This window comes from Streptomyces sp. NBC_01233 (genome assembly GCF_035989305.1).
GTDB lineage: Bacteria > Actinomycetota > Actinomycetes > Streptomycetales > Streptomycetaceae > Streptomyces.
Window position 1 is genome coordinate 9,884,766 of sequence record NZ_CP108514.1, and the last position, 20,138, is coordinate 9,904,903.

The 20,138-nt window shown below is 69.9% G+C and carries 18 protein-coding genes and 5 pseudogenes; 11 read left to right on the forward strand and 12 right to left on the reverse strand.

Features of this window, described 5'->3' with window-relative positions; translation table 11 throughout:
- The first annotated feature begins 92 nt into the window (after positions 1-92).
- The 4 genes and pseudogenes from OG332_RS45430 to OG332_RS45445 all read left to right on the forward strand — a co-directional run.
- Positions 93-1,782: pseudogene (locus OG332_RS45430) on the forward strand (ISAzo13 family transposase).
- Positions 1,783-1,965: 183 nt separating this feature from the next.
- Positions 1,966-2,403, forward strand: a pseudogene (locus tag OG332_RS45435) (transposase); the annotation flags it as partial.
- A 368-nt stretch (positions 2,404-2,771) separates the two neighbouring features.
- Positions 2,772-4,133 (forward strand): IS110 family transposase, encoded by a 1,362-nt coding sequence (locus OG332_RS45440; RefSeq protein WP_327411792.1) that lies wholly within the window; start codon positions 2,772-2,774, stop codon positions 4,131-4,133.
- Between the two features lie 88 nt (positions 4,134-4,221).
- Positions 4,222-5,016, forward strand: a pseudogene (locus OG332_RS45445) (IS256 family transposase); the annotation flags it as partial.
- Positions 5,017-5,287: 271 nt separating this feature from the next.
- Here OG332_RS45445 and OG332_RS45450 read toward each other — a convergent pair.
- Positions 5,288-6,679 carry an IS1380 family transposase gene (locus OG332_RS45450; protein WP_327416808.1) on the reverse strand — a complete coding sequence of 464 codons (1,392 nt, stop codon included), beginning with the start codon at positions 6,677-6,679 and terminating at the stop codon, positions 5,288-5,290.
- A gap of 206 nt (positions 6,680-6,885) precedes the next feature.
- On the opposite strand from OG332_RS45450, the gene OG332_RS45455 reads away from it, so the two are divergent.
- The 5 genes from OG332_RS45455 to OG332_RS45475 all read left to right on the forward strand — a co-directional run bounded on the left by OG332_RS45455 (position 6,886) and on the right by OG332_RS45475 (position 10,950).
- Complete coding sequence (locus OG332_RS45455) at positions 6,886-8,049, forward strand: IS701 family transposase (RefSeq protein WP_327419568.1); 1,164 nt, start codon at positions 6,886-6,888, stop codon at positions 8,047-8,049.
- A gap of 243 nt (positions 8,050-8,292) precedes the next feature.
- Entirely contained in the window at positions 8,293-9,450 is a 1,158-nt protein-coding gene (locus OG332_RS45460) for an IS4 family transposase (RefSeq protein ID WP_327418941.1), read from the forward strand.
- 64 nt (positions 9,451-9,514) lie between these two features.
- A complete protein-coding gene (locus OG332_RS45465; protein ID WP_327417496.1) occupies positions 9,515-9,823 on the forward strand; it encodes a transposase in 309 nt (102 codons plus the stop codon).
- Positions 9,820-10,716: an IS3 family transposase gene (locus OG332_RS45470; protein WP_327411458.1), complete on the forward strand. Its 897-nt coding sequence runs from the start codon at positions 9,820-9,822 to the stop codon at positions 10,714-10,716. The genes OG332_RS45465 and OG332_RS45470 overlap by 4 nt, the downstream gene beginning before the upstream one ends.
- 48 nt (positions 10,717-10,764) lie before the next feature.
- On the forward strand, positions 10,765-10,950 hold the full coding sequence (locus OG332_RS45475) for a hypothetical protein (RefSeq protein ID WP_327418942.1): 186 nt from the start codon (positions 10,765-10,767) through the stop codon (positions 10,948-10,950).
- A gap of 36 nt (positions 10,951-10,986) precedes the next feature.
- Here the strand turns inward: OG332_RS45475 and OG332_RS45480 are convergent, their stop codons facing one another.
- On the reverse strand, positions 10,987-11,568 hold the full coding sequence (locus OG332_RS45480) for a DUF2231 domain-containing protein (protein WP_327418943.1): 582 nt from the start codon (positions 11,566-11,568) through the stop codon (positions 10,987-10,989).
- Between the two features lie 290 nt (positions 11,569-11,858).
- Here OG332_RS45480 and OG332_RS45485 point away from each other — a divergent pair, with 290 nt between their 5' ends.
- Positions 11,859-12,137: a hypothetical protein gene (locus OG332_RS45485; RefSeq protein ID WP_327418944.1), complete on the forward strand. Its 279-nt coding sequence runs from the start codon at positions 11,859-11,861 to the stop codon at positions 12,135-12,137.
- Between the two features lie 45 nt (positions 12,138-12,182).
- On the opposite strand, the gene OG332_RS45490 is transcribed toward OG332_RS45485, so the two are convergent.
- The 6 genes and pseudogenes from OG332_RS45490 to OG332_RS48075 form a co-directional block, all read right to left on the reverse strand.
- Complete coding sequence (locus tag OG332_RS45490) at positions 12,183-12,605, reverse strand: CBS domain-containing protein (RefSeq protein WP_327418945.1); 423 nt, start codon at positions 12,603-12,605, stop codon at positions 12,183-12,185.
- Positions 12,606-12,709: 104 nt separating this feature from the next.
- Positions 12,710-14,014: a cytochrome P450 gene (locus tag OG332_RS45495; RefSeq protein ID WP_327418946.1), complete on the reverse strand. Its 1,305-nt coding sequence runs from the start codon at positions 14,012-14,014 to the stop codon at positions 12,710-12,712.
- A gap of 73 nt (positions 14,015-14,087) precedes the next feature.
- The gene (locus OG332_RS45500; protein WP_327418947.1) at positions 14,088-14,495 is read right to left on the reverse strand and encodes an actin-binding ADF family protein; all 408 of its coding nucleotides are present in this window, start codon (positions 14,493-14,495) and stop codon (positions 14,088-14,090) included.
- 361 nt (positions 14,496-14,856) lie between these two features.
- On the reverse strand, positions 14,857-15,798 hold the full coding sequence (locus OG332_RS45505; RefSeq protein WP_327418948.1) for an oxygenase MpaB family protein: 942 nt from the start codon (positions 15,796-15,798) through the stop codon (positions 14,857-14,859).
- A gap of 52 nt (positions 15,799-15,850) precedes the next feature.
- Positions 15,851-16,042, reverse strand: a complete 192-nt coding sequence (locus OG332_RS45510; protein ID WP_327418949.1) for a nuclear transport factor 2 family protein — start codon at positions 16,040-16,042, stop codon at positions 15,851-15,853.
- Positions 16,043-16,070: 28 nt separating this feature from the next.
- A pseudogene (locus OG332_RS48075) lies at positions 16,071-16,289 on the reverse strand (nuclear transport factor 2 family protein); the annotation flags it as partial.
- Between the two features lie 119 nt (positions 16,290-16,408).
- Here OG332_RS48075 and OG332_RS45515 point away from each other — a divergent pair.
- Entirely contained in the window at positions 16,409-16,981 is a 573-nt protein-coding gene (locus OG332_RS45515; RefSeq protein WP_327418950.1) for a TetR/AcrR family transcriptional regulator, read from the forward strand.
- An 18-nt stretch (positions 16,982-16,999) separates the two neighbouring features.
- Here OG332_RS45515 and OG332_RS45520 read toward each other — a convergent pair whose 3' ends face one another.
- The 4 genes and pseudogenes from OG332_RS45520 to OG332_RS45530 form a co-directional block, all read right to left on the reverse strand.
- Positions 17,000-17,698 carry a hypothetical protein gene (locus OG332_RS45520; RefSeq protein WP_327418951.1) on the reverse strand — a complete coding sequence of 233 codons (699 nt, stop codon included), beginning with the start codon at positions 17,696-17,698 and terminating at the stop codon, positions 17,000-17,002.
- Positions 17,699-17,750: 52 nt separating this feature from the next.
- Positions 17,751-18,044 (reverse strand): annotated as a pseudogene (locus OG332_RS48080) (MBL fold metallo-hydrolase); the annotation flags it as partial.
- Positions 18,045-18,126: 82 nt separating this feature from the next.
- On the reverse strand, positions 18,127-19,608 hold the full coding sequence (locus OG332_RS45525; protein ID WP_327418952.1) for an MFS transporter: 1,482 nt from the start codon (positions 19,606-19,608) through the stop codon (positions 18,127-18,129).
- 119 nt (positions 19,609-19,727) lie between these two features.
- Entirely contained in the window at positions 19,728-20,099 is a 372-nt protein-coding gene (locus OG332_RS45530) for a hypothetical protein (RefSeq protein ID WP_327418953.1), read from the reverse strand.
- Positions 20,100-20,138 lie beyond the last annotated feature (39 nt).

Here is a 20,138-nt window from a genome sequence, read left to right on the forward strand (position 1 = left end):
AACCCACCGAAGACCCCAGGCACCCCGGACCCTTAAATCACTGGTATTGGCCCTAACCCGTAGCTTCCCGATCTGGCGGTCGTTGGCGTGGTATGGAAGCGGCGGAAGAGATAGCGGCGGCCTTGGTGGCGAAGTTCACGGTGCTGTTCCCGCATCTGGACGAACGTCAGCGTCGTCTCCTGCTGGCGGCCGAGGCCCGGGTACTGGGCCATGGCGGGATCAGGCTGGTCGCCCGGGCGGCTGGAGTGCGAGAGGCCACGGTGTCGCTTGGTGTCACTGAACTGGACTCCGGTGAAGCCCCGTTGGGGCGGGCGCGCCGGGTCGGTGGTGGCCGCAAGCGGGTAGTGGACCTGGACCCGGGACTGCGTCCGGCACTGTTGGCCCTGGTCGAGCCGGACATGCGCGGGGACCCGATGTCGCCCCTGCGGTGGACGACGAAGTCCACCCGCCACCTCGCCGCCGAGCTCACGCGCCAAGGCCACCGGATATCCGCCGACACCGTCGCCGACGTGCTGCGCGAGGAAGGCTTCAGCCTCCAGGGCAACGCCAAAGTCATCGAAGGCCGAGCAGCACCCGGACCGGGACGGCCAGTTCCGCTATATCAACGAGCAGGCCAAGGCCCACCAGGTGGCCGGCGACCCGGTGATCAGCGTCGATACGAAAAAGAAGGAAGTGGTGGGGCCGTTCAAGAACGGCGGCCGGGAATGGCGGCCCGCAGGCAACCCCGAGCGGGTCAGCACCCACGACTTCCCGGACAAGGAACTCGGGAAGGCCGTGCCCTACGGCATCTACGACCTGGCTGCGAACACCGGCTGGGTCAGCGTCGGCACCGACCACGACACCGCCGCCTTCGCCGTCGAATCCATCCGCCGCTGGTGGAATGCCCGCGGCAAGGAGGACTACCCGCAGGCCAGGCGGCTGCTGATCACCGCCGATGCCGGCGGCTCCAACGGCTACCGAACCCGCGCCTGGAAGGCCGAACTCGCCGCCCTGGCCCTGGAAACAGGCATGGAGGTCACTGTCTGTCACTTTCCTCCGGGCACATCGAAATGGAATCGGATCGAGCACCGGCTGTTCTCACACATCACCATGAACTGGCGCGGCAGGCCGCTGACCAGCCACGAAGTCATCGTGCAGAGCATCGCCGCGACCACCACCCGCACCGGGCTGAAAGTCCACGCCGAACTCGGCACCGCTACCTACGAGACCGGGGTCCGCATCGGTGACGGGCAGATGGACGTCCTCCCCGTCACACGCCACGACTGGCACGGCGACTGGAACTACACACTCCGCCCCGAGGCATACACCCAGGTCAACGACGCACCAGACCCGTTCGATCAGCCGAGCCCCGACCTCGCCTGGCTATGCCACCCCGCCCTGACCGGACTGCCGCCCGCCGAGTGGGACACCCTCATCACCGCGCTGACCATCCTCCACGACGCCCAGCGCGAGACTCACCTGGACCAACGACGCGGCCACCGACCTCGCGTCAAGGGCGACGGCACCACCGGCCGACGCCCCGTCCTCACCCTCGCCGACCGGCTCCTAGCCACACTCCTCCACTACCGGCTCGCCCTGCCCCAAGTCGCCGTCGCCGCCCTGCTCACCGTCCACCCCGGAACAATCAACAGACGCATCCGCGACATCCGGCAGCTCCTGGAAACAGCCGGGCACCCCATCCAGCCCGCCGACGACCGACTCGCCACCCTCGACGACCTCTACGACTTCGCCAGCACCCGTGGAATCACCCTCCCAGCAGAGATCAAACCGGGAGTGTCATGAATCAGGTGGGCACTTGCTCAGAAGGGACCCCTGATGGACGCGGAGAACGGTCACCTGATCGAGGACGCTGACGGCGTGTCGGTTGCGGTGTTCGACAGGGACGTTGACGGTGCCGGTGTGACATCGAAGACGACGGCGGCGAGCCGGGAAGCGGCGGCCGCGCACGGGCTGAGCCCCGGGCTGATGGACGAGCTGGCCGAGCTCGCCGCCGGCAAGGTCCGCGACGGCGGGCTCAGGCTGATGGGCGAGGGCGGCCTGCTGGTCGAGCTCACCCGGCACCTGATGCAGGCCGCCGTCGAGGCGGAGATGGACCTGCACCTGGCCGAGGAGGCCGGCCGCACCGGCGGCCGGGGCTCGCGCTCGGGCGGCAACGCCCGCAACGGCCACCGGTCCCGGAAGGTGATGACGGAGGTCGGCAGTGTGACGGTGCAGGTCCCCCGGGACCGGCTGGGCACCTTCACCTCCGGCCTGCTGCCGAAGTACGCGCGCCGCACCGGCGGCCTGGAGGAGATGGTCCTCTCGCTGACCGCGAAGGGGCTCACCTCCGGGGAGATCGTCGCGCATCTCGCCGAGACGTACGGCATGGAGACCTCCAAGGAGACGGTCTCCACCATCACCGACAGTCATAGTGGTACACGGGTCCCCGGTGGTCGTGACCCAATCACTGACTGACGTCCTGCTGGACTGTCCTTGCCTTGATCTGTCCGACCGCCGGGGCCCGGTTCCCCAGGGCTCCGGCCGGGCGGAGCATGACCTCATAGGAGTCAGCCGTTCACCTGCGGTTGACGCCTCGCGAGCGTGAAAATCGGTACGGGGGCTGTCCGCCGACGCCGCTTGATGTTTGGGCTGTGAGCCCGCATAGGAGTCTGGTGAGGGAGCCGTCCGAGGGGCCGCACACTGTCGTCTCGAGCACGCCGTTCAGCTTCTCTGTCTCCCCTCAGGCTTCCCGGGCAGCCCCCGCCCGCACCTTGCGCAAGGGGAGGAAGACGATGGAGGAGTCCAGGGAGGACCACGACGACGGAAGTGTTGCCCGGGTCGCGGCGATCGACATCGCCAAGGCGTCCGGGATGGTGTGTCTGCGCGTCCCGCACGACACCATTGAAGGCCGGCGCGTCCAGCAGGTCTGGACGGTCGCGTCCACCACGAACGCGATCCTCGAGCTCGGCGACCGGCTGGTCTGCCAGGGTGTCCAGCGGGTGGTGATGGAGGCGACGGGCTCGTACTGGCGGCCCTTCTTCTACCTCTTGGAGGCCCGTGGCCTGGAATGTTGGCTGGTCAACGCCCGCGATGTGAAGAACGTCCCGGGCCGGCCGAAGACCGACAAGCTGGACGCGGTCTGGCTGGCCAAGCTCGCCGAACGCGGCATGGTCCGCGCTTCGTTCGTACCGCCCAAGCCGGTCCGGCAGCTACGGGACCTCACCCGCACCCGCACGGTCTTCATCCAGGAACGCACCCGGCACAAGCACCGGGTGGACAAGGCCCTGCAGGACGCGCAGATCAAGCTGTCCGACGTTGTCTCGGACCTCTTCGGCCTCTCCGGCCGGGCCATGCTCGACGCCCTGGCCGCCGGTGAACGCAACCCCCGAGCTCTGGCGGATCTCGCCAAGGGGAGCCTGGTGAAGAAGAAGCCGGCCCTGGCCGAGGCACTCACCGGGCAGTTCGAAGAACATCACGGCCGCCTGCTGGGAGTGTTGCTGGGCACCATCGACCACCTCACCGCGCAGGTCCGGGAACTCGACCGGCTGATCGCCGACCTCATGGAACAGACCAGGGCCCCGCACGACGGCACCGGAACCGGACCGCCCCGCACAGACGACACCAGCACGTCGTCAGCCCGTGACGCTGTGACCGCGCGGGAACTGGCCGAGCGTCTGGACGCGGTCCCCGGCATCGGACCGGCCACCGCCCAGATCATCCTCGCCGAGATCGGCTTGGACATGAGCCGCTTCCCCACCCCCGAGCACCTGGTCTCCTGGGCGAAGCTGTGCCCCCGCACGATCCAGTCCGGAGCGAAGAACACCACCGGCCCAGCCGGCAAAGGCAACCCCTGGCTCAAGGGCGCCCTCGGCGAGGCCGCCAACGCCGCCGCCCGCACCGACACCTTCCTCGGCGCCCGCTACCGCAGGATCGTCAAACGCCGCGGCCACGCCAAAGCCCTCGTCGCCGTCGCCCGCTCGATACTCGTCATCACCTGGCACCTGATCAACGACCCCGACGCCCGCTACCAGGAACTCGGCGCCGACTGGCACCAGCGACATCTCAACCCCGCCCGCAAGACCCGCGACCTCGTCCGCCAGCTCCAGGCCCTCGGCCACCAGGTCACCCTCGCCGCCCCCACTACTGCGGCCTGACCGCACTCCTCGTTCCCGACGTCCGTCCCGCTCCGCGGAACGGACGCTGCCGCCTGCCCGGCTGAGGTTCGATTTTCCGTTCAGCATCAAGGCCCTGGACGCCATGGCCGACTGGCGCACGCGCCCGCTCGATCCGGTCTATCCGGTCCTGTTCGTGGACTGCGTGAACGTGAAGATCAGAGACGGTGCGGTGGCGAACCGCCCCATCTACGTGGTCCTCGCGGTCACCTGCGACGGCCACCGCGAGATCCTCGGACTGTGGGCCGGGGACGGCGGCGAGGGCGCCAAATACTGGCAGAACGTCCTTGCCGAGCTGCAGAACCGCGGCGTGAGGGACGTGCTCATGCTCGTCTGCGACGGCCTGAAGGGCCTGCCCGAGGCGGTCAACACCGTCTTCCCGCAGACGGTGGTCCAGCTCTGCATCGTTCACCTCATCCGCACCACGCTGAAGTACATCTCGCGCGCCGACTGGGACAAGGCCGCCCGCGACCTGCGGCCCGTCTACACCGCCGCCAACGAGGACGAGGCCCTCGCCCGGCTCGCCGAGTTCAGCGAGAAATGGCAGGCCAAGTACCCGGCCGCGGTCCGTGCCTGGGAAAGGTCCTGGAGCGAGGTGGTGCCCTTCCTGGGCTTCCCACCGCCGATCCGGAAGATCATCTCGACCACGAACGCGATCGAGAGCCTGAACGCGCGCTACCGGCGCTCGGTCAACGCCTGCGGGCATTTCCCGAACGAGACCGCCGCCCTCAAGCGTCTCTACCTCACCACCCTCGCCCTCGACCCGACCGGGAAGGGCCGCAAGCGGTGGACCAGCCGCTGGAAAGAGGCCATGAACGCCTTCGACATCGCCTTCGACGGCCGCCTCTCGGCCGAACGTGTGTGAGCCAACCAGACCAACGAGAAACCTCTACGCCAACCGAGTGGTGAACACCGCTTTCGTGATACTCCCATCAAACCAGCGAGTTAATGATCTGCGAGCCCTTAGCCTCGATCCACCGGCGTGGTTCGGAAGTGATCTTCTGGCGGGTTTCTGTGCCGGTTCCGGGTCGGTGCTTGTAGGTGGGCAGGTTGTAGCTGCTGGTCTGCCCAGCGTTTCCACGTGTTCGGTTCCGGTTGGGCCCTGGCGGGCGGGGGGTGGGCAGGGGCGGTTCGTGTCAGCCGGCTGGTCCGTGGACGGTGTCGAAGAGGTGTGTCCAGGCGTGCTGCCAGGGCCAGTTGTGCGGCAGGTGCAGGGTGACGCGCCGGGCGGAGCGGGCGGTCCGGGCCGGAACGTGGATCAAGTGGGTGCGGAGGGTGGCGGTGGTGGCCTTGGCGTGGAAGGCGGAGGTCAGAGCACCGGTGGCCCGCAGCAGGTTGTAGGTCATGGCCCACAGGGTCAGCCAGGCCGCGTTGGCGTGGAAGTGTCCGGACGGCAGGTGGGCCAGAGCTGCGGCTTTGCTGTCGGCGATGACCTGCTCGACGACGGCGTGGTGACGGTGTTCCCGCTCGGCCTGGAGCGTTCCGGCGGGGTTGTCAGTGAAGAACGGGTGGTAGCGCCAGACGGGGAACAGCTCGCCCTGGTCACCCACGACGGTGGGTTTGGCCAGGTCACGGACGCGGCGCACGATCAGCCGGGCGGTGACCTGTTCCGCCTTCTTGCGGCCGGCGAAGGCGGTGTATGCGGGTATCTCGGCGACTTCGGCGCCGGAGATGAGCTCTCCGGTGTCGGGGTCGGGCACCGCGGTGGGATAGGTGATCTGCTGCCATGCCTGGTCGGGGATGCTGTGGATGGCCCGTTTGATGGAGGGGTTCATGCCGGTGGTGACCGAGAAGCGGGCCCCGGCCCGGCGGCAGGCGGCGATGACACCGGCGTTGTAGAACTGTGAATCCGCCCGCAGGATACGGGTCCCGGTGCAGCCGGCCTCCCGGGCGGCGGCCAGGGCTTCACTGACGAACTTGGGGGCGCCGCGGGCATCGGCCGCTTTGCCGCGGCGCATCCGCACCCCGGCGATCACCGGGCGGGAGTGCGGGGTGCAGATCGTGGCGAGCAGGGGGTGCAGGGTGCGTACGCCTTTGAACCGGCCGTACTCGGCGCCCTGCTTGGCCCGGCCGTAGACCCGTTTGTGGGTGGAGTCGACATCGATGAACGCCTTCTCGCCCGCGCCGGGCAGCAGCGGGGTATGCGCGGCCAGAGCGGCCAGGAACCTGCGGTGCACCGCGTGGAGCTGGAGTGCGTGACCGTGGGTGAACGCGCGCAGAAACGTGCCCAGCGTGGACGGCGCACGGACGCCTGCGAACAACACGGGCATCGCGCCGTGGCGCAGGACGTGAAGGTCATCGATGCTGTCCGCACCCGCGGCCATCCCGGCCACGATGCTGGTGACCTTGGCATCCGCCGCCGCACCCGCACCGTTCTTCGCCCCGGTCAGCTTCACCTTCTCCGCGGCCAGACGGGCAAGCCCGCACCGCTCGGCCAGGCGCATCACCGGGACCAGCCCGGCATGCGCGATCAGATTCCGGTCGTCGAACGCAGCGGAGACCGCCGCCGGAGTATGGGAAGCTTTCATCTACGAGGTGCCTTGCTGATTGTGCGTGCTGGAAGCGTCAGAACTCCCATCATCGCAGGTCAGCAGGCACCTCTCTTCGGTTCTCTGTCCACAGGACACAGGCCAGTCGGTGGATCGAGGCTTAGTACTGCAACCGCATGTGGCGTGACGGTCGGTGAGGTTGCTCGTTGTTGTGACTGTGTGATGAATCGCTGACGGTTGAGCAGATCGAGTCGTGGTCCGAGGGTGTAGCGGGGTTGCATGCCCGGTTCGGGCATCGTTTTGGCAGGTCGGAGCCACGTGATCGGGCTCTGGACTACATGACGGGCCTGCTTGCGCCGCTAGAGAAGAAGAACGGGTGGACGCTGGCCGAGCAGGTCGGCCAGCTCCGCCCGGACGGTGTGCAACGCCTGCTCAACCACTCCGAATGGGACGAGAACGCGGTCCGCGAAGATGTCCGGGACTTCGTCGTGGAGACCATCGGCGCCAAGGATGGCGTGCTCATCGGGGACGACACCGGGTTCCTGAAGAAGGGCACCAGGTCAGCAGGGGTCCAGCGGCAGTATTCCGGCACCGCTGGCCGCACCGAGAACTGCCAGATCGGCACCTTCCTCGCCTACGCATCCGCCAAAGGGCGGGCGCTGATCGACCGGGAACTCTACGTCCCGAAGTCCTGGACGGACGACCGCGACCGCTGCCGGGCAGCCGGGATCGACGACACCGTGCCGTTCGCCACGAAGATCGAGCACCTCAAGTGGATGCTGCAACGCGCCATCGACGCGGCTGTTCCCTTCGCCTGGGTGACCGCGGACGAGGCATACGGGCAGGTCAAGCACTTCCGCGCCTGGCTGGAAGAACGCCAGGCCGCGTATGTGCTGGCCACCAAGGTCAACGACACCGTGATCACCGCCGACGGCCGGGACGCCCGCGTCGACGAGCTGATCGCGGCCCTGCCGAAGCAGGCATGGAAGCGGATCTCCGCCGGAGCAGGCGCCCACGGCCAGCGGATCTACCACTGGGCCCGCGTCGCGATCCGGCCCGCCTGGGAGGGCGGATCCGGGCACTGGGTGCTCGCCCGCCGCAATCTGTCCGACCCCACCGACATCGCCTACTACGTCTGCTATGGCCCCGTCACTTCCCGGCTGAAAGACCTGGTCAGGACCGCCGGAGCCAGGTGGGCGGTGGAGGAATGCTTCCAGACCGCGAAGGGTGAATGCGGGCTCGATCACTACCAGGTGCGGCTCTACCGGGCCTGGTACCGGCACATCACCCTGGCCATGGCCGTCCTGGCCTACCTCACGGCCATCCGTGCCGCAGAAGCCGCAAAAGGGGCAGCGGAGATGACGAGCAAGACCTCATACCCCTCAGCGTCCCGGAGATCCGCCGGATGATCGGGCACGTCGTCGTCACGCCCCGCTGCCACAGCAACGAGCACCGTCTGCACTGGTCACGCTTCCGGCGCCGCAGCCAGGCCCGAGCCCGCCGCTGCCATTACCAACGCCGAGGCCACGACCCACACATGCGGTTGCAGTACTAGGGGCGGGGGCTGTTCGTCAAGGCCCGTGAACGAGGCAGCGGAGCTGCTGTAGAAGAGGTTTGTCCTCCAAGACATCCTCACCACAGGAGCTCCGCTGTTGGAACAGGCTGCCATAACAAGGCCGGTCAAGGTAGCGGCCGGGGTGTTCGCGCCAGGGCATATCGGCGAGCTGACCCAGATCGTGCCGTTCGAGATGGTCGATGAGGTGCTGGCGCAGACCGGTGCGGTACAGCGCAGGGTCCGGCTGGTGCCGGCACGGGTCACGGTCTACGTCCTGCTGGCCGGAGCGCTGTTCACCGGGCTGGGCTACCGGCAGGTCTTCGACCGGCTGTGTGCCGGGCTGGCGGGCCTGGCACTGGCCCGGCCCAGCGGCAGCGCGTTACGACAGGCCCGCCAGCGGCTGGGACCAGCACCGATGAAAGCCTTGTTCGACCTGGTCAGGGGCCCTGCGGCCACGACCGCGGCAGCCGGGTGGTGGCGGGGTCTGAGGGTCGTCGCGGTCGACGGCACCCTGCTGTCGGTCCCGGACTGTCCGGCCAACCTCGCGGTGTTCACCCGGCAGCGGCTCGGCAACGGGATCTCGGGCTACCCGCAACTGCGGCTGGCCGCGCTGGTGGCATGCGGGACCCGATCGGTGATCGGGGCCGTGTTCGGCCCGGCCGCCACCGGTGAGCTGGAGTACGCCCGCCGCCTGGCGGTGGATCTGCGGGCCGGGATGCTCCTGCTGGGCGACCGGAACTTCGCCTCCGCCGCACTGCTGAACCAGCTGGCCGCCACCGGCGCGGACCTGCTGGTTCGCTGCAAGTCCGGCCGGAACCTGCCACCGGTGGCCCGCTGCCGGGACGGCTCGACACTGGCCCGGCTCGGAGCGCTGACCGTGCGCGTCATCGACGCCGAGGTCAGCATCGTCACCTCCCGGGGCACCCGCACCGGCCACTACCGGCTGCTGACCACCCTCACCGACCCGTTGACGCACCCGGCCGGTGAACTCGTCCGGCTCTACCACGAGCGCTGGGAGATCGAGACGGCATACGCGGAGCTGAAGTCCACGATCCTGGGCGGACACGTCCTGCGGGCCCGCACCCCGGCCGGTATCGAGCAGGAGGTCTGGGCACTCCTGACCGCCTACCAGGCGTTGCGGACCGCGATGACGGATGCCACCGACAGTGTCCCAGGCACCGATCCGGACCGGGCCGGCTTCACCACCGCCCTCGCCGCCGCACGCGACCAGCTCGTCCTGGCCGCCGGCATCTGAAGCTTCCCCTTGATCGTGGACACCTGGAGACTGGGATCTGAGGTTCCAGAGGAAGTAGTGCCAGGTGGGAAGCAAGTACACGAAGCGGTACTCGGACGAGTACAAGCGGGACGCGATCGAGCTCGTGCGGTCGTCGGGCCGGACGGTGACCGAGGTCGCCCGGGAACTCGGGATCAGCTCGGAGTCCCTGCGGGGCTGGGTGAAGAAGGCCCGGGCCGCCCAGGACAACGGATCGGGACCCGGCGCCGTGCGGGCCGCCGACGACCGGGACGAGGAACTGAAGCGGCTGCGGAAGCTGACCGTAGAGCAGGCGAAGACGATCGAGATCCTGAAAAAAGCGACCTCCTTCTTCGCGAAGGAGAGCGACCGGTGAGCACGATATGCCGGTTCATCCACGCGGAGAAGGCGAACTACACGATCGTGCTGCTGTGCACGGTGATGAAGACCGCCCGGTCCACGTACTACGCGTGGGTGGCCGGAGCCGAGGCCCGCGAAGCCAGGCGACGGGCGGATGAGACCCTGGCACACGAGATCACGGTGATCTACATCGCCTCCCGGCGGAACTACGGCGTCCCGCGCGTCACCGCCGAACTGCGCCGGCAGGGCCGGGTGGTCAACCGTAAGCGGGTGGCACGGGTCATGCGGGAGAACGGCATCGCCGGGAACAGCCGGCGCACCGGACGCCGCGGCCTGACCAAGGCCGACACCAAGGCCGCCCCGTCGCCGGACCTGATCGGCCGGGACTTCACCGCCATCCGTCCCGGAACGAAAATCGTCGGGGACATCACCTACATCCCCACCGCCGAGGGCTGGCTCTACCTCGCCTCGTGGCTGGACCTGGCCACGCGCGAGGTGATCGGGTACTCGATGGCCGACCACCACCGCGCCGACCTCGTCGTCGACGCGCTGGACATGGCAGCCGCGCTGGGCCGCCTGGAACCCGGCTGTGTGATCCACAGTGACCGCGGATCGGAATACACCTCCGGTCAACTCCGCACAAAAATCAGCAAGTTGGGGCACCGGCAAAGTATGGGCCGGACCGGGAGCTGCTTCGATAACGCCGCCGCGGAGAGCTTCTGGGCCGTCCTGAAAGAAGAGATCGGCACCCGCTTCTGGCCCGACCGGGCCACCGCCCGCGCCGACATCTTCGACTTCATCGAGACCTTCTACAACAGACGCCGCCTACGCAAGCACATCCACTGGGGCTACCTCACACCCCACGAAACCCGCCTGCGATACCGGCAAGACCAGGCCCTCGCAGCGTAACAACACCGTGTCCAAGATCACGGGGAAACTTCAATCACCGCCGACACCGTGATCGACCTGGTCGGAGCCATCGGCCGCAACGTGCTGGCCCACATCCTGCCCGCCCGGCGGATCCGCACCAAAGACCGCATCGTCAAACGCGCGATCTCCAAATACAACGCACGCGGACCCGCCATCGACCGGACCACCTACAAAGCAGCCATCAACATCACCATGCTCACGAGCAGCACTTGACGCCCCGGCCCCGCCCTCAACTGAACGGCGTTGCCTCTAGCCCCCGGGTTGAGCTCCGACGGCCTGCCGGTAGGCCACGTGCCCGCCCAGCGCACCCGTGACGGCGACGGCCGCCAGGCCGCCCAGCGACCACAGTCTGCCCTTCACTGGGCGCCCGCGGAGCCGCGCCGTCAGGGAGACGGCGTAGCAGGCCACCGCGGCCACATTGGAGACCGCGTGGGCCAGTCCGACCCGGGCCTGCGCGGGCGGCAGGTCAGCCCAGTCCGCCCAGCCGGCCAGGGCTGCCGGCGCGATCCCGGCCAGCCCGACGCCCGTGAGGGTCGTCGCCGCACGCTGGGTCCCCGGAACCACGTCCAGCACGGCGGCCGACAGCCAGCAGCCGATCGGCACCTGCACCAGGACGGGATGCACCGGGTGGCCCAGTGGCCTGCCACGCAACAGATCCCGCATCCCGCCCAGGGGAAGCGACCGGATCCCCCGCTGGAGCAGCCTGATCACCGGATCGGCCACCGTTGTCCGTTCGAGCCGGTCCAGGGCCGTCAGCCAACCTGCCGATGCCGCATCGAGTGCCGAGGCCTGCCCGACCGCCGTCGAGGTACCGGGGGTGTATGAGTTCATACCCGACGCCTACCCGGCGGCACGCCTCCATCCCGCCACGGCCCCGACTGCACCCGAACGGAGTGCCTGCCAACGGCGGAGCCCGACCGGGCGTTGAGAATCCCGGCTGTCGGCCCGATGGACGGTTGATTACGGGGTAACCGCGCCACGAGGGCGTACGCATCGCAGGGGAGGCTCCGGAGGAGCAGCGTGGAGCAGATCGCCGAGGCCGACGCCCCCGCGCCCGTACCCGAGGAGACCATCGCCAGCGTCGAGGCCGACCTGGCCGAGATCAAGGAGAGAGCGCACCGATGACCGACGAACTCGGAACCAGTATCGGCACGCCCACCCCCGCGGAGCTGCGCGAGCAGGTCGACCGCGTACGGGACCGGGCCGCTCAGGCATCCGGGCTCCTCGCCCGGGCCGTGCTTCGCGCGGGCCAGCTGACGGCGGAGAGGACACCCGACCCGGTCCTCCACAAGGCCGGCCGGGCCGCGAGGGCGGCGCGCGTCCATCGCACGCCCCTGCTTGCCGCGGGCGCGGTCCTGGCCGTCTTCGTGCTGGTGCGGCGCGGCCGCGGACGCCGATGAATGCGTCCGAGACCTCGGCCCCGCAGGTCGCGGCCTCGACGCCCGTCAGCTGTCGGGCTCCGCTGCGGAGATCGCAGCGAGGGCCGACCCCGGGTCCTGTTCGACCGCGAGGTCGCCCAGCGTGACGACGCCGACGAGGTCACCCTCCTGCGTCTGCACGGGCAGGCGACGCAGCGCGTTCCGGCGCATGAGATCGAGGGCATGGTCGACCTTGTCGTCGGGGCGGACGGTGACCGGCGCACTGCTGAAGACGGCCTGCACGGTCGTCTCGCCGGGATCCCTGTTCCCGGCCATGGCGCGGACGACCAGATCCCGATCGGTCAGGATGCCGCACAGCCGGCCCCCGTCGACGACGAGCACGTCTCCGATGTCGGCGTCCCGCATCACCCGCGCCGCCTCCGCCAGTGAGGTCAGCTTTTCGACGGTCACCGGATTCTTGGTCATCACCTCGTGGACGCGTCGCGTCATGACTCCTCCGACTGCTGGAAGTGACTCCTGTGGGGCGGCTACCCGCCCCGGCGCCGAGTAGGCCTCCGGGCCGGTCGGGTCGCGGGCAAAGGGCCCGGCCCGGCTCACGCCTGGGGCTGGAACCGCCGGGCGCCGTGGCTCCTCGGCTGGTGTGCGACTTCGATGACGAATCCGCTGCGGGGCCGGGGCGGGATCCGGCTCAGCGGGATGGCCAGGTCCTGCCGGGGTACGGCGAAGTCCAGATCGGCCAGGGCCGGCGCAAGCGCGGCCAGCAGGGAAACGGTGATGTCCTCGCCGGGGCAGCGGTGGCCGGTGCGTGCGTCGCCGCCGCCCTGCGGGATGAGCGCGTCGCGGCCGGGCTCGTGACCGAGGAAGCGTTCGGGGTCGAAGTGGTAGGGCCGGTCCCACAGGTCCGGGTCGTGATGGTGCCCGTACACGTCGAGGAGGAGGTGGGTCCCGGCGGGGATCTCGTGACCGGTCAGGACGAGGTCGTGAACGGCGACAGCTCCGATGAAGGGCACGAACGGGTAGAAACGGCGGACCTCGTGGGCGAACGCGCGGGCCTGGACGCGGCCACCGGCACGCAGCTGGTCGCGCACACCGGGATAGCGGTGGAGGGCGTGGGAGGCGAAGACGGCGAACCACGTGATCGCGACGGTGGGGCGGATGATGTTCAACAGTTCGACGGCTGCCGTGTGCGGATCGAGCAGAGTGCCGTCCTCGTCGCGGTGGAGTGCGACCGCCTCCAGGGGGCTCCCCGCCACTGATGCGTGCCGGGACGGGGAGAAGACGCCGTCCGGGTGCGGTCCGAGTCTGCGGAGGTCGGCCACGGCCGCCGCGAGGGCCTGCTCCTGGCGGTGCCGGGCGTGCCGGGCCCGTACGCGGCGGGGTCCGGCCGTGGCGAAGCCGTCGATCATGGCGACGCAGTCCTCGGCGACCTCCCGGGCCGCGTCGTCCGGGACCGGCAGACCCACCCAGTCGCAGACCGCCCGTGTGAGCAGCGTGGCCACCTCGTCGAAGAGGACCACCGTGCGCCCTTCCCAGGCCGTCACCGCTTCGCGCCAGTCGCGCTCGACGGTCTCGGCCAGGGTGCTGATGGAGCCCGGAGACATCAGCAGGGAGACGAAGAGCTCCTTGCGCACCCGGTGGGGCGGCCCGTCCAGGGTGTGGACCGCTCCCTTGCCGAAGAGGGTGTCGAGCACGTGTGAGGGGAGGGCACCGTGCCGCTGGACGTGGCTCTCGTCGTAGAACAGGGCGACGGCCGCAGGCCCGTGCAGCAGTGCCGCGCGACGGCCGAACAGGTGGGTGGAGACCACGGGCGCACCATGGTGCGCCCGGCGCAGGTCGGGGGCCCACGCGTAGCCGTGGGTGAGCAGGGACAGGGTGCTGTCGGTCAACAGAACGGACATGATCTGCCCCTACGTGATCGGGGGACCGCGATCAGGAGCGATCGCCGGTCCCGGTTCCGGCCGCCGGTCCCCGTCAGACGGCCTGGGACGCGAGCTCGTTGTAGGCCAGGTCGGACACGTTCGTGGCCAGGACGGTGACCTGGATTCCGTCCAGGAGGCCCTGGAGGAGGCGATATGCGGAGGAGTACGCGAGCTTGTGCGCCGGCGGCGCTCCGTCGGGCATCCAGAGGATCAGCACGAGGTCGTTCCTGCGGGACCCGTCCGGCGCGGCGAAGTGCAGGTCGTACACGACGAACCTGGGTTCGTCGGCCGGTAGCGACTCCAGCATCTCCTCGTGCGTGAAGTTCGCCTGGCTCTCGACGACCACCGTGTCCAAGGGCTCGTTCAGCCGGTAGACGACCGTGTTGATCTCGCGTCTGCCCTTCAGCTCCTGCAAGGCGCCCAGGCAGCTGTCGTCCACGGTGGTACTCCGGCTGCTCACGGGCGATCGTCTCCCTGCGGATACTGCCGGATCTGTTCCTCGCGGCCGATTCCCGGGCGTTGCCGCTTGGCGGAACGGCCTGCGGCGTGACGCCCACCGACGTCTTCCGTACGGCCGCTCACGGCTTCGTCCGCTGCCTGTCGCGCCGCGCGGTCCCCGCTCTCGCCGACTGCCTCCGACGGCGGTGTGGGCACACGGTGACGCGGCTGCTCCGGTCGGCTCATGTCGCACCTCCTCGATGCCCGGGCCGATCTGCTCGCGGTACGGGGCCCGCTCGCGTCAAGTCTCCTCGCTCCCGTCCCGAGCCGCCTGGTGGCGACTGCCCGGCCCCCGGCCGGCGAAACCCGGATGCAGCCGCGCGTCAGGCGGCCGGCGCGTCGTCGGGCACGGGGCCGGCGGCCCAGGCCGGCACCGGCGCCGGAGGCAGGGACCACCGAACCAGCCGGACCGCTGCGCGGGCCACGGGCCGGACCCACCACCGCTCCAGCGGGAATCGCCGGGGCAGCCCCAGCTCCGCCCGGGCCCAGTCCGGCAGGAGGACGACCGCACCCGCGGCCAGGGCCGCGTACGGCAGGCGCAGCGTCCACGGCAGCGGCGGGTGGCGGAGGATGAAGCGGGCCGCCTCCCTGGCCTCGGGGGTGCCGCGCAGCTGCGGCCGGTGGTCGTCGATGCGGGCGGCGAGTTCCGCAGCGGTGCGTGGCGGGTCGGTGACACCCAGCGCCGCCCCGACCAGCGCCATGCCCGCCACGTACGCGTCCTGGTCCGGGCCGCTCAGCGGGCGGGAGCCGTAGCGCTGGTGGGAGCGGAGGAAGCAGCTCAGCTCGGCGTCGTGCACCCATTCCAGGAGGGCGGGGTCCGTGGCCGTGTACGGCTCGCCTCCGGGAGCCTGCCCGCTGACCGTCCTGTGCACCGCGATGACCCGGTCGACCGCCCGTTGCGCGTCCTCCGCCGTGCCGAAGGTGGTGACGGCGAGGAAGGTGCTGATGCTCTGCAGCCTGCCCCAGGGGTCTTCCCGGTACGCGGAGTGCCGGGCCACTGCGGCCATCGCCAGAGGGTGCAGGGACTGCAGCAGCAGGGCGCTGATCCCGCCGACGAACAGGGCCGCGTCGGCGTGGACCCGCCGCACGGGGTGGTCCGGCCCGAACCAGCGCGGACCGGGTGTGAGGTGGATGCGGTTCCGGGTGGCGGGCCCCGAGGGCCCGGCCACCCGCAGGAAGAGAGCCTCGCCCAGCCGCGCACGGGCACGTTCACGGGCGCCCGCGAACGCACGGGCAGCTGTGAAAACCGTCCTCCACCGGCCCATGAGAGCAGTATGCCCACCGGTCGGCTCCGCGGGCACCGGACCGGCACGGGAGCTACTTGCCTTCCAGGGCCTCCACCAGCTGCAGGAGGTTGCCGCCTGCCACGATGAGGGCGAGGTGGTCGTGGTAGTCCCTGCTGCTGACGATCAGGCCGCCGCGGACGCGCAGCACCAGGATGCTGGCGGCCTCGAAGGTCCGCCCCGTCACCCGGTGGTGCACCTGGTAGTCGAACTCGGCGACGACCACCTCCGTCCTCGGTTTCCCGGACGACCACGTTCACCGGGGTCAGTTCCACGGGCGAACTCGCGCAGACCTGGGCGAACCGCTCCCTGAGTGCGGCCCGCCCCTCGACCCGGCGCGGCCCGACCGGCTCGAAGACGGTCTCCACCACGGCGTCCTCGGCGTAGAGCTCGGCCAACTCGGTGTACCGCCCTGCACCGATGCCTTCGATCAGCTTTTGGAAGACCTCGCGCGGCGACAGCGTTTGGGGCATGACGAACCTCCGGCGAGACCGTGGATAGAATCGGACTAGCGACTCCGTTTTTACGATACGGACTGGAGACTCCGGTTGTCCAGGGTGGTTCTGCCGTCGCCTGCGAAAGGCGGAGAGGGATGGCTGGCGATCAGGAGCGCCCACTGAGGGCGGACGCGGCACGCAACCGGGCCAGGCTGCTGGATGTCGCCACGGAGGTGTTCACCACCCGCGGTGTCAGCGTGCCGACCGAGGAGATCGCGCGAACCGCCGGGGTCGGAGTCGGCACGCTCTTCAGGCATTTCCCGACCAAGGAGGCACTGCTGGAGGCGGTGATGGTCCGCAGGCTGGAGGAGATGGCGGCCCGGACCGCGCAGCTGGCCGCCGAGGCCGGACCGGCCGAGGCCTTCTTCGCCTGCTTCCGCCTGGTGGTGGAACAGTCCGAGGGCAAGAGCGAGTTCACCCGGGCTCTCGCTGCGGCCGGGGTGGACGTGCACGCGTCGCTGCAGGAGCCGACCATGGAGATCCAGGCCCGGCTGGCCGATCTGCTGACCGGCGCGCAACGGGCGGGAGCGGTCCGCCCGGAGCTGGGCCTGCCGGAGTTCATCGCCCTCCTGGCCGGCACCGGCAGGGCCCTGGAACAGCTCGGAACGGATCCCGAGCCCCGGGAGCGGATCTTCGACGTCGTCTTCGACGGGCTGCGGCCGCGCTGAACCGGCCCGGTGAGGGGGCTACGCGGGGTTCTGGAACGTGGGGCGGGACCAGGGCGCGTCGACGTCGCCGGACTGCGGCCGGAGCCCGAGCTCGCGGAGCTGGTTGACCGCCATCATGGCGGTGAACATCGCATTCGGGTTGGCGCCGCCGACCCCCAGCTCGGCGAGGCTCTCCCCGTAGCGCGTGGTGAACGCGCTCGGCCGAACCGGGCTGCTCTCCCTGGTCAGGCCGAGCGCCGCGTCCTGCAGGGCCGTGGCCTGTTCCAGCAACCCGTCCAGGTACGACACCACCTCGGAGCCACGGCGCAGGGCGAAGGTGTGCCCGTCGGTGAGGAGCGCGGCTCCACCCTCCTCGAAGAGGCGGGCGACGGCGCCGAGCACGGTCTGGATCTTGAGCTGGTCGGCGTCGGCCATCGCACCGCAGGGTCCGTTGCCCTCGTCGGACAGGTGAAGGACGCCGCAGTCCCCGAGGTGCACGATCACGTGCCCGGCGCAGTGGCCCTGGCTGCGCAGCACGCGGACGGCGCCGTCGGCGAAGGTCCAGCCGGTGAAGCGCTGCGAGCCGAGCCGGATCCGTTCCAGCGGCCGCTCCTCGTAGGTCCGGGTCGTCGCGCCGAAGGGCCGCATCGGCTCGAAGAGCGACACCACCTTGTTGCTGGTCAGCGCGGGCGGAGCGGGCAGCGGCGCCACCCCGGCGATGCGCTCGAAGGACCGCACCCAGTAGGCCGCCGGGTCCCCTCATCTGGTCGAGGTCAGGGGCGGGGACGTAGTGCTCGACCGGGACACCCAGCTCGTCGGCCAGGTCGTTGTTGCCCACGTGGTCGAGATGGCCGTGCGTGGTCAGCACCAGTGCCCGGGACCAGGGGCCGACCCGGTCGGCCGCTTCCCGCAGTGCCGTGCGGAAGGCCGCCGTGACGCCGGTGTCGACGAGCACCAGTGTGTCGGCGGCCCGGTGCACGAGGGCATTGGCGACGTCGGGCTGATCGTGCTCGACGTCCAGCCCCTGCCCGAGAACCAGCACGGTCGCGTCGTCGATCTCGATCGGTTCACCGAGCGCGGTCATGGACCCTCCCGCGGCGCTGTCGACCACGTCTCCTGCGGACGAGCGTACGCCGCACGGGGTGCGGTGTCCCCGGGAAGTGCTGTCAGCAGCGACGGGTCTGGTACGGCACAGGGGCGGGTACCGGTTCGGCCGCGGCCGGGCACCGGCTCATGGCGACGAGGAAGGTCGCGGCGATTCCGCCCGCCACGACGAAGAGGGCGGTGCGGATCCCGTGGGCGCTGGCGATTCGGAGCTGTTCACCGGAGAGGCCGTCGAGGCCGGCAGTCGACACCAGGACGAGGACGGCGAGACCGACGGCTGCACCCACGCCCGAGCCGGTGGAGGCGATGCCCGAGGCGATGCCCTGGTCCCGGTCGGGGATGCCGGTGGCGGCGGCGATGAACATGGTGGTGAAGACCACGCCGCCGCCGATGCCGAGTGCCACGAGCCCGGGAACGAGTTCGGCGTACGTGCCGGTCGGTGAGATCGCGAGGCCGAGTGCGACCGCACCGAGCGCACCGACGGCGAGGGCGACGGCCAGCGTGCGCCTGAGACCGAACCGCGTGACGAGCCGGCCCGCAACGGTCGATCCGGCCACCACCACTGCGGTGGGGACGACGAAACCGGCGCCGGTCTGCAAGGCGTCGTACCCCAGAACCTCCTGGAAATAGAGGGACAGGAAATAGAGCACGGAGCCGAAGGTCGCCATGAACATGAAGGCGATGACGACGCCGGTGATCAGGTTGGGATGGGAGAGAAGCCGGGGCGGCATGAGCGGGTCGGAGCTGCGCCGCTCGATGACGGCGAAGGCTCCGATCAGCAGGAGGCCGGCAACTGCGCTCACCAGGATGCCCGGCGAAAGCCAGCCCGATACGGGGCCCTGCACGAGGGCGAACACGATGAGTGTGACACCGAGGGAAATGCTGATCGCACCGGGCAGGTCGAACGTGCGGCCCTTCTCGCGCTCGCCATCCCGGGGGATCACCACGAACGCCAGGACCAGCGCGGGGCCGGCCAGGACGACGTTGACGAAGAAGACGGCTTCCCAGCCGAACACCTGCGTCAGAAGTCCGCCGAGCAGCACACCGATGACGAGTCCTGCCGCGCCTGCCCCTCCCCAGATCCCCAGGGCGCGGTTGCGGGCACGGCCTTCGACGAAGGTGGTGTTGATGACGGCCAGGGTGGTGGGGAAGACCAGGGCCCCGCCGAGACCTTGGACCGCGCGAGCGGCGAGGAGTACACCCGGTCCGGTCGCGAGCCCTCCCGCGAACGCCGCCCCGGCGTAGAGCGCGAGGCCGGTGGCCAGGATGCGACGTCGTCCGAGCAGGTCCGCGGCCCGTCCGCCGAACAGGAGGAAGCCGGCCGAGGTCACCGCGTAGGCGCTGATGACCGACTGGAGCGTCTGCGCCGAATAGCCGAGGTCGGCGGCGATGTCGGGAAGCGCCACGACCACGATGTACTGGTCGAGGGAAACGATCAGCATCGCGAACGAGAGCAGCACCAGCGTCGCCGTCTCACGGTTCCAGCCGAGGCCGCCGGGCGCGGGCGAAGTCCCTACGGGTCCCACGGCAGCACCCCTGGTCATCGGTCAAGTCTGCGCTTGCGGACTGCTGGCAAAACCCTATACAGACGGACCTCACCCACCCCGTCAACGACCCACGCGACACCACACGCCGGGGATTCCCGCGGACTCCGCCGACGCCGTCAGACCGTCTCGCCGGTGCAGGACGCGTGGTCGCCGCAGGCATAGCAGGTGTACCGCATGCACCCGGTACACAGTCCGATGTTCTCCAGCCGGTACCGGTCCCCGCAGCCGTCGCACCAGGCCCGCTCCCTCAGCATGGCCTCCCAGCCGCCGCTGCTCCCGATGGAGTCGTAGGAGGCGGCGACGAACTCCGCCCACGTGATGTCGTGGTCGGTCCCATGCTTGAGGTGCCAGGAGTACACCGCGAAGAAGGCCTTGCCGGTCAGGAGGTGGTCGCGTCCCCGGCCGTCGCGGATCCACAGCCGGACGAGATCCCTGATCCGATCCTCGAACGGCAGCCTGCGGTCGAGGATCAGGTGGTTGCTGTTCACCGCCGCATTATGCGGCCGGCGGCCGCCTCGGGGACAGGT

What these genes read in the sequence shown, in the direction of transcription:
- OG332_RS45480 (WP_327418943.1), bottom strand. Translation starts at nt 11,568, where the DNA reads ATGAACTCATACACCCCCGGTACCTCGACGGCGGTCGGGCAGGCCTCG.
- OG332_RS45485 (WP_327418944.1), top strand. Translation starts at nt 11,859, where the DNA reads ATGACCGACGAACTCGGAACCAGTATCGGCACGCCCACCCCCGCGGAG.
- OG332_RS45440 (WP_327411792.1), top strand. Translation starts at nt 2,772, where the DNA reads ATGGAGGAGTCCAGGGAGGACCACGACGACGGAAGTGTTGCCCGGGTC.
- OG332_RS45505 (WP_327418948.1), bottom strand. Translation starts at nt 15,798, where the DNA reads ATGGGCCGGTGGAGGACGGTTTTCACAGCTGCCCGTGCGTTCGCGGGC.
- OG332_RS45525 (WP_327418952.1), bottom strand. Translation starts at nt 19,608, where the DNA reads ATGACCAGGGGTGCTGCCGTGGGACCCGTAGGGACTTCGCCCGCGCCC.
- OG332_RS45515 (WP_327418950.1), top strand. Translation starts at nt 16,409, where the DNA reads ATGGCTGGCGATCAGGAGCGCCCACTGAGGGCGGACGCGGCACGCAAC.
- OG332_RS45450 (WP_327416808.1), bottom strand. Translation starts at nt 6,679, where the DNA reads ATGAAAGCTTCCCATACTCCGGCGGCGGTCTCCGCTGCGTTCGACGAC.
- OG332_RS45490 (WP_327418945.1), bottom strand. Translation starts at nt 12,605, where the DNA reads ATGACGCGACGCGTCCACGAGGTGATGACCAAGAATCCGGTGACCGTC.
- OG332_RS45495 (WP_327418946.1), bottom strand. Translation starts at nt 14,014, where the DNA reads ATGTCCGTTCTGTTGACCGACAGCACCCTGTCCCTGCTCACCCACGGC.